The 12,950-nt window shown below is 68.5% G+C and carries 12 protein-coding genes; 5 read left to right on the top strand and 7 right to left on the bottom strand.

What is annotated here, in order from left to right; translation table 11 throughout:
- Positions 1-65 precede the first annotated feature (65 nt).
- Positions 66-2,111, top strand: coding sequence for a TonB-dependent receptor plug domain-containing protein (locus ACOZBP_RS15680; protein ID WP_422677257.1), 2,046 nt, complete (start codon positions 66-68; stop codon positions 2,109-2,111).
- Positions 2,112-2,184: 73 nt separating this feature from the next.
- On the opposite strand, the gene ACOZBP_RS15675 is transcribed toward ACOZBP_RS15680, so the two are convergent.
- On the bottom strand, positions 2,185-2,400 hold the full coding sequence (locus ACOZBP_RS15675; RefSeq protein ID WP_422677256.1) for a DUF4287 domain-containing protein: 216 nt from the start codon (positions 2,398-2,400) through the stop codon (positions 2,185-2,187).
- A 126-nt stretch (positions 2,401-2,526) separates the two neighbouring features.
- Here ACOZBP_RS15675 and ACOZBP_RS15670 point away from each other — a divergent pair, with 126 nt between their 5' ends.
- Both ACOZBP_RS15670 and ACOZBP_RS15665 read left to right on the top strand, forming a co-directional pair.
- Positions 2,527-3,546 carry a UbiA family prenyltransferase gene (locus ACOZBP_RS15670; protein WP_422677255.1) on the top strand — a complete coding sequence of 340 codons (1,020 nt, stop codon included), beginning with the start codon at positions 2,527-2,529 and terminating at the stop codon, positions 3,544-3,546.
- Between the two features lie 20 nt (positions 3,547-3,566).
- Positions 3,567-4,397, top strand: coding sequence for an RsiV family protein (locus ACOZBP_RS15665; protein WP_422677254.1), 831 nt, complete (start codon positions 3,567-3,569; stop codon positions 4,395-4,397).
- A gap of 170 nt (positions 4,398-4,567) precedes the next feature.
- Here ACOZBP_RS15665 and ACOZBP_RS15660 read toward each other — a convergent pair whose 3' ends face one another.
- From ACOZBP_RS15660 to ACOZBP_RS15650, 3 genes are all read right to left on the bottom strand, one after another.
- Positions 4,568-5,491: an alpha/beta fold hydrolase gene (locus tag ACOZBP_RS15660; RefSeq protein WP_422677253.1), complete on the bottom strand. Its 924-nt coding sequence runs from the start codon at positions 5,489-5,491 to the stop codon at positions 4,568-4,570.
- Positions 5,492-5,629: 138 nt separating this feature from the next.
- On the bottom strand, positions 5,630-5,827 hold the full coding sequence (locus tag ACOZBP_RS15655) for a helix-turn-helix transcriptional regulator (RefSeq protein WP_114817898.1): 198 nt from the start codon (positions 5,825-5,827) through the stop codon (positions 5,630-5,632).
- Complete coding sequence (locus tag ACOZBP_RS15650) at positions 5,827-6,231, bottom strand: hypothetical protein (RefSeq protein ID WP_422677252.1); 405 nt, start codon at positions 6,229-6,231, stop codon at positions 5,827-5,829. The genes ACOZBP_RS15655 and ACOZBP_RS15650 overlap by 1 nt, the downstream gene beginning before the upstream one ends.
- 134 nt (positions 6,232-6,365) lie before the next feature.
- Here ACOZBP_RS15650 and ACOZBP_RS15645 point away from each other — a divergent pair, with 134 nt between their 5' ends.
- Positions 6,366-7,028: a class I SAM-dependent methyltransferase gene (locus tag ACOZBP_RS15645; protein WP_422677251.1), complete on the top strand. Its 663-nt coding sequence runs from the start codon at positions 6,366-6,368 to the stop codon at positions 7,026-7,028.
- Positions 7,029-7,034: 6 nt separating this feature from the next.
- Here the strand turns inward: ACOZBP_RS15645 and ACOZBP_RS15640 are convergent, their stop codons facing one another.
- The 3 genes from ACOZBP_RS15640 to ACOZBP_RS15630 form a co-directional block, all read right to left on the bottom strand.
- Positions 7,035-7,607 (bottom strand): NADPH-dependent FMN reductase, encoded by a 573-nt coding sequence (locus tag ACOZBP_RS15640; RefSeq protein WP_422677250.1) that lies wholly within the window; start codon positions 7,605-7,607, stop codon positions 7,035-7,037.
- 78 nt (positions 7,608-7,685) lie between these two features.
- Positions 7,686-8,996: a nicotinate phosphoribosyltransferase gene (gene pncB, locus ACOZBP_RS15635; RefSeq protein ID WP_422677249.1), complete on the bottom strand. Its 1,311-nt coding sequence runs from the start codon at positions 8,994-8,996 to the stop codon at positions 7,686-7,688.
- Between the two features lie 6 nt (positions 8,997-9,002).
- The gene (locus ACOZBP_RS15630; protein ID WP_422677248.1) at positions 9,003-10,859 is read right to left on the bottom strand and encodes a monovalent cation:proton antiporter-2 (CPA2) family protein; all 1,857 of its coding nucleotides are present in this window, start codon (positions 10,857-10,859) and stop codon (positions 9,003-9,005) included.
- 179 nt (positions 10,860-11,038) lie between these two features.
- Between ACOZBP_RS15630 and ACOZBP_RS15625 the strand changes: the two genes are divergently transcribed.
- Positions 11,039-12,949, top strand: coding sequence for a vWA domain-containing protein (locus ACOZBP_RS15625; protein ID WP_422677247.1), 1,911 nt, complete (start codon positions 11,039-11,041; stop codon positions 12,947-12,949).
- The last annotated feature ends 1 nt before the right edge of the window (position 12,950 follow it).

Here is a 12,950-nt window from a genome sequence, read left to right as displayed (position 1 = left end):
TCGCTCCCAGAACGCCAATCTCTTCTATCGCCGCGGACATTACCAGCCACCTTGAAGAGACTCCGATGCGCACCCTCGACGCCCGCCTGCTCCTATTGACCCCTCTGTCGCTGGCGCTCTCCGCCCCGGCGCTGGCGCAGACTGCGCCGGCGCCTTCCGCGCCACAGGTCGAGGCCGGCCAGCAGGGCGTGCTCGTCTTTATGCCGGACTTCTTCGCCAGCCAGCAGCCGGTGACGGCCCTGGACATGGTCAGCCGTGTCCCGGGCTTCAGCGTCGTCGACGGCGATGGCAGCCGGGGTTTTCAGGGCTCGGTCGGCAACGTCCTGATCAATGGCGCGCGCCCGGCCTCGAAGAACGATACCGGCTCTGGCGTGCTGTCGCGCACCCTGGTCGCACAGGTCGAGCGCATAGAGCTGGTTCGCGGCGGCGCCCCTGGCATCGACATGCAGGGCTTCTCGGTCGTCGCCAATGTCATCACCCGCGACCAGTCCAGCGGCCAGTCGATCTTCACCGGCAACGCCGTCCTGTATGAGGCCGGCAACGACACCTACGGCGGCACATGGCAGTTTACCGCCAGGGACGGCGACCGCACCTGGGGCTTCACGCTGAGCGATGGATTTGACGTCAACGATTCCAATGGCGTCGGCCCCGTCTTACGCCGCGACGGCGCGGGCGTATTGCTGCGCAGCGAAGAGTTTTCCAACGACCAGAGAAGCGGCGGCCATGGCCTGCGAATGAACTACGCCAGCCCCTTCCTGGGCGGGCTCATCGACCTGACCGCCCGCTACGGCGTCAACGACTACGAAAACCTGACCCTGCAAACCTCGCCGACCGTGCGGCGCGAATCCCGTTATCAGGAGGAGGGCTCCAGCGGCGAGTTCGGCGCGGTCTTCACCCGCCCGCTCGGCAGTCGCCTGACCTCCGAGACGCGCTTCATCCACGAGTTCAGCGACAACAACGGCGTTTCGCTCAGTCGCACCACCCTGTCTGGCGTCGGCAGCCCGGAGCAGGGTTTCGCCTCCGACAGCAAGGCCTCCGAGACCATCCTGCGCGGTCTGGTCCGCTTCGAGCAGTCGGCCAATCTGACATGGGAGTCCGGCGGCGAGGTCGCCTACAACATGCTGGAAACCGATCAGGCTTTCAGCGTCGGCGGGATCCCGGTTCCCCTGCCGTCAGCCTCGGTGAAGGTGGAGGAGACGCGAGGGGAGCTCTTCGGCAAGGGCGCCTGGCGGATACGCGACAATTTCTCTGTCGAAAGCGGCCTGCGCCTGGAGGGTTCAACCATCAGCCAGTCGGGCGACGCCGAGAGCGAAAAGACCTTCACCTTCATCAAGCCGCGCCTGCTGGCGACCTGGACGCCCGGCGCCGCCAACCAGTTCCGCGTGCGCTTCGAGCGCGAAGTGGGCCAACTGGACTTCAACGCCTTCGCCGCCTCGGCCGAGTTGCAGAACGACAACGTCCTGGGCGGCAACATCGACCTGGAGCCCGAACAACGCTGGATCAGCGAACTGGCCTATGAACGCCGCTTCTGGGGCGACGGCGTCATCAGCCTCACCCTGCGGCACGATCAGATCACCGACGCCATAGACGTCATCCCGCTGGAGGACGGCCTGTCGGCCACCGGCAATATCGGCGACGGCACGCTGGACCGGCTGGCCGTGAACATCCAGGCGCCGCTGGACCGCTTCGGCTTCAGCGGCGGCCGGATCAGCGCGCGCAACACCTGGAATCACACCGAGGTCACGGACCCGACCAGCGGCAGGACGCGCCCGATCTCCAACGTCCCGAAATCCCACGCGGTCATCGTCCTGGCCCAGGACGTCAAGTCGTGGAACCTGCAATGGAACCTCGCCTGGGTCCCGCTGCTGGGGCGAACCAGTTACGACCCGGACGTCCAGTTCTCGTGGCGCGGCCGCGACTTCCTGGAGGGCTGGGTCGAGTACAAGCCCTCGCCCACTCTGGCCATCCGCGCCCAGGTCAACCTCTGGGACGAATACCACCAGACGCGGATCGCCTATGCCGACCGCACGACCCGCCCCGTCGCCTATGTCGAGACCCGCAACATAGACCCAAGGACCTTCTACTCGCTGCGTCTTCGCAAGACCTTCTGAGGCGCATCAGCGGTCGCTGGTCGACGCCGCCTGGAGGTCTTCCGCCGGGCGGCTTTTCGCGACGAGGCGAGGGCTACTTCAGCCCGTCTTCCGCCAGCGTATGCGCGACAATGGCGTTGGCATGGCCATGGCCCATGTCGTGCTCGTCCTTGAGCAGGGTCACCAGTTCCATGTGCTTGGCGGGATAGCGGGCGCGGACCTCGGCCTTCCACTCGGCGATGGGCCGTCCGTACTTCTTTTCGATGGAGGGGAAATAGGACGCAGGGCCCTTGATCGGCTCGTGAGTCATCGGCGGCTCCCTCCAGTTGCGCCCACACTAAGCGCAGCCTGACCCCAGCCCGCAAGCGTCCTCGCATCACGCGGATCGGACGCAAGGTCTTCACCCGCGCCCGCATGAGGGTCTAAGACCCCTCTCATGAGCACAGCCCCGCTTCCCGACGCCACCCGCCAGAACTGGGTGGACCGCTACGCCCCCGAGGGGCTGAAGCCGTGGCTGAAGCTGGGCCGCTTCGACCGCCCCATAGGCATCTGGCTGCTGCTGCTGCCCGGCTGGCAGGGGATCATGCTGGCCCTGAACCACTACGACCGGCCCTTCGGCGGCTATGAGCTGTGGCTGATCGCGGGCTTCGCCATCGGCGCCTCGCTGATGCGCGGGGCGGGCTGCGCCGTGAATGACATCGTCGACCGCGACTTCGACGCCCAGGTGGCCCGCACCGCCCTGCGCCCCATTCCGGCGGGCCAGATCAGCGTCAAGCAGGCCTGGGCCTTCGTCGCCGGCCTGTGCCTGATCAGCCTGTGCATCCTGCTGACCATGAACCTGACAGCGGTCATCCTCGGCGCCCTGTCGCTGGGTCTGGTGGCGGCCTACCCCTTCATGAAGCGCATCACCTGGTGGCCCCAGGCCTGGCTGGGCCTGACCTTCAACTGGGGCGCCCTGCTGGGCTTTGCCGCTGCGACCGGCGGCCTGTTCGCGCTGGGTTGGCTCTATGTGCTGGAGGTTCGCGCCAGCGGGGACGCCTACTGGATGGCCGAGGGCCTGGACCAGATGGGCCACCTCGCCCTTTCGGCCCTGCTGCTCTACGCCGGCGGCGTCTTCTGGACCCTCGGCTACGACACCATCTACGCGCTTCAGGACATCGAGGACGACGTCATGGCCGGGGTGAAATCCTCGGCCCGGCGTCTGGGCTCACAGGTCAAGCCGGGGGTGGCGGTCTTCTACGTCCTGGCCGTTCTGCTGGCCGGCGCGGCAGGGTTCGCCGCCGGTCTCGGCCCCGTCTTCTACCTCGGCCTCGCCGCCTACGCCCTGCACCTGGCCTGGCAGGTCAAGGCCCTGAGACCCGAGGACGGCGTCCTGGCCCTGCGCCTGTTCAAGTCCAACCGCGAGGCCGGATTGATCCTTCTGGCCGCCATCGCGTTCAACGGTCTAGCTTTCTGATCTCGCCTTAGGAGTCCGGCATGATCCCCTCGCGTACCGCTCGCATCCTTCTCGTCACCGTCGCCGTCGCGGCCTCGCTCGCCGCCTGCCAGCGCAATGAGAAGAAGGCGCCCGAAGCCTCCGAGGCCGCCGTCGCAGTCGCCGCCGAAGGACCGCTGACCTACGAAAGCGCCACGCCCTGGGCCAAGGTCAGCCTGACCCTGCCCGAAACGATCAAGACCCAGCCCGAGCTCTACGCCAGCCTCTATCGTCAGGAAGTGGCCGACCTGGCCAAATACGCCGAGGGCGCCCAGGCCGACCGCACCGAGGCCGGCGGCGACAGCGCCATGGGCCCGTATGAGAAGACCATCGTCTATGGCGATCCGGTCCAGACCGGCCGCCTGTTCAGCGCCATGCGCACGGACTTCGACTATTCCGGCGGGGCGCATCCGAACACGGTGGCCACGGCCCTGCTGTGGGACAAGACCGAGCGCCGCCGCATCACCCCCGCCGACCTCTTCGCCAAGGGCGCGGACACGACGGCGCTGGAACGCAGCCTGTGCGCCGCCGTCAACACCGCCAAGAAGGCCCGCCCCGGCGCCCAGCCGCTCAGCACCAAGGCCGACACCTGGTCCTGCCCCAGGCTGAAGGACGTGGCCATGGTCCTCGCCCCCGGCGCGACAGCGGGCAAGGCCGGCGGCCTGACCTTCCTGCTCGACGCCTACGCCGTCGGCCCCTACGCCGAGGGCGCCTACTACATCACCCTGCCCGCCTCGGCCTTCCAGGGCCTGCTCGCCCCGGCCTATGCCGCCGAGTTCGGCGGCCAGCCGCTCAAGGCGGGCGACGTCACCAACGACCTGCGGCCCAAGTAAGAGCCGCGCCGTAAATCCTCCCCCGTTCACGGGGGAGGGGGACCATGCGCAGCATGGTGGAGGGGGCGGCTGCACACTGGCGCTCATAGGATTGGGGCGCAGCGCCTGCGGCTCGCCCCCGCCTGCGGCGGTCCCCCTCCCCCGCTACGCAGGGGAGGATCGCTCAAACCTCAATCCGCCAGGAACTCATCCACCAGCGCACCCAGCCGCTCGGGCTGATCGGTCATGATGAAGTGACGGCTGTCGTCCACCCGCACCAGCTTCACCCCCGGCAGGGCCGCATACTCCCGCCCCCACACCGCGTCAGCCATCGCCGCCGGCGCCCCGCCGTTCGCATCCGAGGCATAGACAGCCCAGACCGGCGTGGTCATCGCCGCCAGACCCGGCCGCACATCCGTCGTCATCACCTCGCGAATGGCCGAGGCCATGGCTTGGCGATCCGAGGCCATCGACCACTCGACCATGGCGTCGCGCCCCGCTTCGTTTCGCATCATCCCGACCGCCGTCTGTTCCTGCTGCTGGCGAAAGCCCGCCTCGTCCGCGCCCAGGATCGCCGCCGCCGCCTGATCGGCGAAGGGTCTGGCCCCTTCGACCGTCGCGGTCGGCCCGAACATGGCGCTGAAGAAGGGCAGGCTGTCGACGCTCATCACCCGCCCCACCGCCTCCGGGTGCTGCTGCGCCAGCATCACCCCGCTCAAGCCGCCCATGGAGTGACCGATGACGGCGGGCCGGTTCAACGTCGCGGCATAGCGGGCCAACTCATCGACGGCCGGCTGGACGAAGGCCCCGTCCCCATGGCTCCACGGCTCGCCTGCAAACCCCGCCAACTGCACCAGATGCACCCGATGCGTCGCCGCCAGCCGCTCGGCCATCGGTCGCCACACCTCGCGCGAGGAGGCGAAACCGGGGATCAGGATGACGTCGGGGCCCTGGCCCATCACCTCGACCGACAGGCGGTCAGAGGCTAAGGCGGGGGCCTCGACCCGAACCGGCTCGGCTTGGGCGGGCGAGGAGACAGTCCCGGCGGTCCAGCCAATGGCGGCGGCCAGCATGAAGGCGCGAAGGGTCTTGGCGGGTGCAGAGATCTTGGACATGGGATTTCCTTTCAGGTTCAGAAAAGCCCCTCCCCCGCCGTCCATGCCCAGCGCGCAGCCGGGCTCGGTCCTCGGGTCGAGCCCCGAGGAGGACGGCGGAAAGGAAGCATGGAAAGTCAGGTTAGGCTGACATACGCGTCAGCCGTGCGGGTTCTCGAACACCTCTTCCACCGGCCGCGCGAACAGGGCGGCGATGCGGTAGGCGAGGTCCAGCGAGGGGTCGTGCTTCTCGGTCTCCAGGGCGTTCACGGCCTGACGCGAGACCCCCAGCGCCTGGCCCAGCTGCTCCTGGGTCCAGTTGCGCTCGACGCGCAGCAGTTTCAGCTTGTTCTTCATCAGTTCGACGACCGGACCAGAGGCGCGACGCAGCCGAAGATGGCCCAGAACAGCGGGTAGATCAGCCAGCCCTCGGCGTGCGGCGCCCCGGCGAAGCTCTCACCGAAACCCCAGGCGCTGAACAGGGCCATGGCGACCCCGGCGGCGATGATGAACTGCTTGGCCGTCACGGCGCGCACGAACTCGTCGGAGTCGCGCATGAAGCTGAGCGTGGCCCAGATCTGACCGGCGATGGGGGCCGATACAGCCAGCGCCAGTCCCCAGGCGGCGGGCGTGTTCTGGATCGTATCAAAAGCGCCGCCGATGGTCGCCAGCATGACGGCGACATAGCCGCCCATGAAGGCCATGGTGCGGAGCACATAGCGGCGACCGGCGGGCGTATTCTGTTTGGACAGGGTCAACATGGAAGGCGCTCCTGACTGAATGTAAGGCTGACCTTACTCAACGCGCGTGTCATGTCAACCTGACTTTTTGGCAGGCCAGCATGATTTTCTTCCGAGCACTCGCGCCGCCAGCCCGTCTGCCCTAGACACCCGCCATGCGCCTGACCCCCGCCAACGCCCCCGACTTCATCGCCGCCAACACCCGGCTGCAGGCCGTGCCGCATGCGCCGGAAATTTCGCTGTGGCTGGCGGACGAGATCACGCCCCTGTGGCGTCTGACCGAGGAAGAGCTGGGCGAAATGGGCCTGCCCCCGCCCTTCTGGGCCTTCGCCTGGGCCGGCGGTCAGGCCCTGGCGCGCTGGCTGCTGGACCACCCCGCCGAAGTCGCGGGCAAACGCGTCATTGACCTCGCCACCGGCTCGGGCCTCGTCGCCGTCGCCGCCATGAAGGCGGGCGCAGCCTCCGTCCTGGCCGCCGACATCGACCCCTTCTGCGCCGCCGCCGTGGCCGCCAACGCCCCTTCCAACGGGGTCGAGATCGCCTTCACCGACGCCAACCTGCTCGACGCCCCGCCCCCGCCCGCCGACCTGATCTGCGCCGGCGACGTCTTCTATGAAAAGCCGATGGCCGAGGCGGTCCTGGCCTGGCTGAAACAGGCGCAAGCCAACGGAACCCGCGTCATCGTCGGCGACCCCGGCCGCACCTACTTCCCCAAGTCGGGCCTGACCCTGCTGGCCGAATACACCGTCCCGACGACGCGCGAACTGGAGGATCAGGAGGTCAAACGTTCGCGCGTCTGGTCGCTCGACCCCGCCTGACCAGCCTCAAGCGTCGCGCGGCAGGACCGTCAGAACCCGCGCCATGAACTGGTGGAAGGCCTCCATATAGTCGCGCAGGAACTGCTCGGTCTCGGGCACGCTGACATTGCCGTCGTCGTCGATCAGGTCCTTCTTGAACTGGATATAGGCCTCGGGCGCGTTCATCTGGGGCGCTTGCAAGAAGCCCAGGATGGGCCGCAGCACCTGCTGGCCCACCGCCGTGCCGATGGCGCCCGGCGAGGTCCCGATCACCGCGGTCGGCTTGTTGGCGAAGCTGTTGGTTCCATAGGGCCGGCTGGCCCAGTCGATGGCGTTCTTCAGCACGCCGGGGATGGAGCGGTTGTACTCCGGCGTCACGAACAGGATGGCGTCCGAGCCCTTGATCGCCGCCTTGAAGTCATTGGCCACAGCCGGGTAGTCGGCGTCGTAGTCGTAGGAATAGAGGGGCAGGTCCGCGAACGAAATCTCGTGGAATTTCAGCTTCTCGGGCGCCAGTTTGATCAAGGCCTTGGCCAGCTTGCGGTTGATCGAACCCTTGGCCAGGCTGCCGACGATATAGCCGACGTTATAGGTGGTCATGACGCGCATCCCGCTGGATTGAGACGACGCCGTCCGCCGCCTCTGGCGAAATGCCTCAGCAAGCTTGGCGGTTCCGCTTCAGACCCTTACCGCCTGCCGCCCCCGCCCCGCCTCGCCGAAGACCCGCAGATGGCGCTCGATCTCGGCCCGGTCGCCGGTCGCCTTCTCGACATTGTCCGACAGCTTGACCGCCGAACGCCCGTCCGCCCGCGTCACCTTGCAGACCAGGGAGATGGGCGTCAGCTCCGGCATGGGAGCCGGGGCGCAGCCGCGGAAGTCGTTGGTCAGATTGGTGCCCCAGCCGAAACTGGTCCGCACCCGGCCCTTGAAGTGGGCGTGGGTCGTCTCGATCGTATCCACGTCCATGCCGTCGGCGAAGACCAGCAGCCGCTCGCGCGGATCGCGCCCCTGCGCCTTCCACCAGGCCATGATCTCCTCCCCGCCCTCGATCGGCGGCGCGGAATCGGGCCGGAACCCCTTCCAGTCGGCCAGCCAGACCGGCGCATCGGCCAGAAACGCCCGCGTTCCGAAGGCGTCCGGCAAGGCTACCAGCAGGTTGCCGTCATAGGTCGCCCGCCAGTCCTCCAACACCTGATAGGGCGAGGCCCGCAGCGCCGCGTCGTCGTCCCCCGCCAGCGCCGCCAGCACCATGGGCAACTCGTGCCCGTTGGTGCCGACCGCCTCCAGGTCGTTGTTCATGGCCAGCAGGACATTCGACGTGCCGATGAAGGCGCGCCCCAGCCCCTCCTTCAGCGCCTCGACGCACCAGCCCTGCCACAGGAAGCCGTGCCTGCGCCGCGTGCCGAAGTCCGAGATCGACAGCGGCTCCAGCACCCTCAACCGCTCGACCTTGCCCCACAGTCGGGTCTTGGCCCGCGCATACAGCACGTCCAGCTCGAACCGGCCCAGGCGCCGCAGCGCGCGCCGGCTGCGCAGCTCGTTGAGGATGGCCAGGGCCGGGATTTCCCACAGCGTCACCTCGGCCCAGGGGCCTGCGAACTCCAGCCGGAACTGCCCGTCCGCCTCGCGCGACAGGTCGTATTCCGGCAGGCGATAGTCGGCCAGCCAGGCCAGGAAGTCGGGCCTGAAGATCGACTTCACCCCATAGAAGGTGTTGCCGCCCAGCCAGATCAGCTCGCGGTTGGAGAATCGCAACGTCCGCGCATGATCCAGCTGCGCCCGCAGTTCCGCCTCGTCCACCTCCTCGGCCAGCCGCACCGTGGTCGTGCGGTTGATGACGCTGAACGTCACCGGGACGTCGCGATACCTGCGCCAGATGAGCTGCAACATCAGCAGCTTGTAGAAGTCGGTGTCCAGCAGACTGCGGACGATGGGGTCCAGCCGCCAGCCGTGGTCATAGGCCCGCTTGGCCAGATCGACGCTCGCCATGCCCGGTCAGTCCGCCTCTTGCTCGATCACAGCCTCGGGCGGGGCCTCGCTCTCGTTGACCAGCCGCCCCTCACGCGTCGGCTTGATGTAGGGTTCAGGCTGGGGCGTCACGGCGTTGCCGCGCATCAGCGACCGCCCCGCCGTCAGCCCGCCCGTGACCTGCAGATCCAGTCGCGCTGCGTCGCGACGGCGCACGTCGGCGATGGTTTCGGCCGCCTCGTCTTCGGCCACGCCCAGATCGACCAGCACCGCCTCGCCGAACTTCAGCGCCGATTCGAAGGTTTCGCGGATGTGATAATCGACCCGCGCCTCAATCAGGCGCAGCGAATGCCCCCGGTCAAAGGCGCGCACGAACAGCTTCACGCCCGGGAATTCCGACTTCACCAGCTGCACGATCTTGTCGGCGGCCTCAGGCTTGTCGACGCAGACCAGCACCGCCTCGGCCTTGCCCGCGCCCGAGGCCCGCAGCGTGTCCAGACGGGTGCCGTCGCCGTAATAGACCTTGAAGCCGAAATTGCCGGCGGCCTGGATCATCTCCACGTCGTTCTCGATGATCGACACGTCCACGTCGCGCGCCAGCAGGGGCTGCGACACCACCTGGGCGAAGCGGCCGAAGCCGATGATCAGCACCTGGCCGCCCAGGCCCTCGGCCGAATCCACCCCCTCGGCGTCCTCGGGCGACAGGCCCGCCTCCTTGGGCAGCCAGCGCTTCATCGCCAGGGTCGTCAGCGGCGTCAGGGCCATGGACAGGATGACGATGGCCGTCAGGGCTGCGCTGGCCTGACCGTCGATCACCCCGCCCGCCGCCGCCGCGCCATAGAGGACAAAGGCGAACTCGCCCCCCTGCGCAAACAAGGCTGCGCGCTCGATGGCTTCGTGATGCCGCGCCTTGAACAGCCGCGCCACGACATAGATGACCAGGGCCTTGATCAGCATGAAGGCCAGCAGCCCCGCCACCACGATGCGCCAGTCATTGATGACCACCCCGATGTCCAGCGCCATGCCGACCGACAGGAAGAAGAGCCCCAGCAGGATGGCGCGAAACGGCTCGACGTCGGCCTCCAGCTGATGCCGGAAGGTCGAGTCCGACAGCAGCACCCCGGCCAGGAAAGCGCCCATGGCCATCGACAGGCCGACCTCGTTCATGATCCAGGCCGCGCCCGCCACCACCAGCAGGGCCGCCGCCGTCATCACCTCGCGCCCGCCGTTCTGGGCCAGGAAACGGAAGACAGGATTGATCCCATAGCGCCCGACGACCAGCACCCCGGCCACCGCCGCGACCGCCAGGCCGATGGTCTGCCACAGCGGCGTAGCGCTCTCGCCCGCCGTCCCGATCGAGGCGGCCAGCACGGCGACGATAGCCAGCAGCGGCACGATGGCTAGGTCCTCGAACAGCAGGATCGAGACAGCCCTCTGCCCCTGCGGCGTCGGCAGGTCGCCGCGTTCTTCCAGCATCTGCATGATGACGGCGGTCGAGGACATGACGAAGCCCATGGCCCCCACAAAGGCCACCGGCGCCGACACCCCCGCCGCCATGGCTGTCAGGGTTAGGGCCAGCCCCGCCAGCCCGACCTGGGCCGCGCCCAGGCCGAAGATCTCGTTCCGCATCCCCCACAGGCGCTTGGGCCGCATCTCCAGCCCGATGATGAACAGGAAGATGACCACGCCGAACTCGGCGACGTGCAGGATGACCTCGGGCTCGCGGAACAGGGCCAGGCCGAACGGCCCGATGGCCGCCCCCGCCGCCAGATAGCCCAGCACCGAGCCGAGCCCGAGCTTGCGGAAGACCGGCACCGCCACGACCCCCGCCGCCAGCAGAGCCGCCACATGGCCCAGATCCAGTCCCGTCGCCGCGTCGGCCATGGCTCACCCTGATGCTTGAGCCTCCATTGTGGGGATGAAACGTCGCGATTGCGAGGGGCCATGCGCAGAGGCGTCCGCGCCACACCTTGTCAGGTTGAATGTCGGCGCTCCATCTTCGCCACAGTTCCGCCGAACATCGTCATGTTAGTAGGCCGGACAGGGATGGAGGAGATCGTACGATGCCCAACCGCAATCCGCCGAGGCGCAGCAGGTCGAGCCTGACGCTCGCCGCCGTCGCCGCCCTGATGACCGCAGCCCCTGCCCCGGTCATGGCCGCGCCCTTCCCCCAACCTCAGGGGGACGGAGCTCCAACCGACGCCGCCTGCCGTGAGTTCGGATTCACTCTGACCCCGCCCGCGCCGCCGCGACCGCCCGTGGTGCGCCCCCCTCCGCCGCCCGTCGCCGTGCCGATCAGCCCGGCCCAGAAGCAGGACCGGGTCGAATACGGCGGCCCGCCGGTCATCCTCCCCGGACCGCCGCCCCGGCCAGCGCCGCCCCCTCCGCCTCCGCCACCCCCGCCTGCGCCCCCGGCCCCGATGCGCCCCGCCGTCATCGCAACGACGCCGGACGGCCGCACCACGGTGGATGGCGTGGTCGTCAGCGGCTCTCGCATCGGTCCGCAGACGCCCGGCGGCCCGATCCCGTCCGCGCCCGCCACCACCGAGCGCTACCCCGACGCCACGCCCAACCCGGTCAAGCGCACGGCCGAGCAGCCCGTCTCGACCTTCTCCATCGACGTGGACACCGCCGCCTACGCCAACGTCCGCCGCTTCATCGACAACGGACGCGCCCCGCCGCGCGACGCCGTCCGGGTCGAGGAGATGATCAACTATTTCGACTATGGCTACGCCCGCCCAACCTCGGCGGCGCGGCCCTTCGCCGTGACCACCGCCGTCACCGCCTCGCCCTGGGCGCCGGGGCGCCAGATCGTCCATGTCGGGCTTCAGGGCTATGAGCTGCCGGAGGGCCAGCGCCGCCCGCTGAACCTGACCTTCCTGGTCGATGTCTCCGGCTCCATGAACAGCCCGGACAAGCTGGCCCTGGCCAAGCAGTCGATGAACCTGATCATCGACCGCCTGCGGCCTCAGGACCGCGTCGCCGTCGCCTATTACGCCGAGGGCGCGGGCACGACCCTGGCCCCCACCTCTGGCGCCGAGAAGCTCAGGCTGCGCTGCGCCGTCGCCTCGCTGCGGGCGTCCGGCGGCACGGCGGGCGCCACCGGCATGACCAACGCCTATGATCAGGCCCAGGCCAGCTTCGGCCGCGACAAGGTCAACCGCATCCTGATGTTCACCGACGGCGACTTCAACGTCGGCGTCACAGACGACAAGCGGCTGGAAGACTATGTCGCCGACAAGCGCAAGACGGGCGTCTACCTGTCGGTCTATGGCTTCGGTCGCGGCAATTATCAGGACGCCCGGATGCAGGCCATCGCCCAGGCCGGCAACGGAACCGCCGCCTATGTCGACGACCTCAATGAGGCCCGCCGTCTGTTCGGCGCACAGTTCGACAAGGGCGCCTTCCCCATCGCCGACGACGTGAAAATCCAGGTCGAGTTCAACCCCGCCCGCGTCGCCGAGTGGCGCCTGATCGGCTACGAAACCCGCCTGCTGAACGAGGAAGACTTCAACAACGACGCCGTGGATGCGGGCGAGGTCGGCTCGGGCGCATCCGTCACCGCCCTCTATGAAATCACCCCCGTCGGCGGCCCGACCCAGATCTCAGAGCGCCGCTACCCCGACAACCGCATCACGACCGGCGGCGGCGATCCCAATGGCGAGATCGGCTTCATCCAGGTGCGCTACAAGCAGCCCGGCGCCGCCCGCTCCGAAATGATCCAGCAAGTCCTCGCCAACCCCTCCGCCTCCCCCGTCAGCGCCCAGCCCCCCGAAGCCACCCGCTGGGCCATCGCCGTCGCCGCCTTTGCGCAGAAGCTGCGCGGCGATCCGTGGATGAGCAGCGACGACGGCTGGACCCGGATTCTCGAACAGGCGCAGGGCGCACGCGGCGACGACCCCTACGGCGACCGCGCCGAGTTCGTGCAACTGGTCCGCGCCGCCCAGACCCTGCCAGAGCGACGCACGCCCTGAC

It is taken from the genome of Brevundimonas sp. NPDC058933, from assembly GCF_049315965.1.
Lineage (GTDB): Bacteria > Pseudomonadota > Alphaproteobacteria > Caulobacterales > Caulobacteraceae > Brevundimonas.
This window is presented reverse-complemented; position numbering and strand designations above follow the sequence as displayed.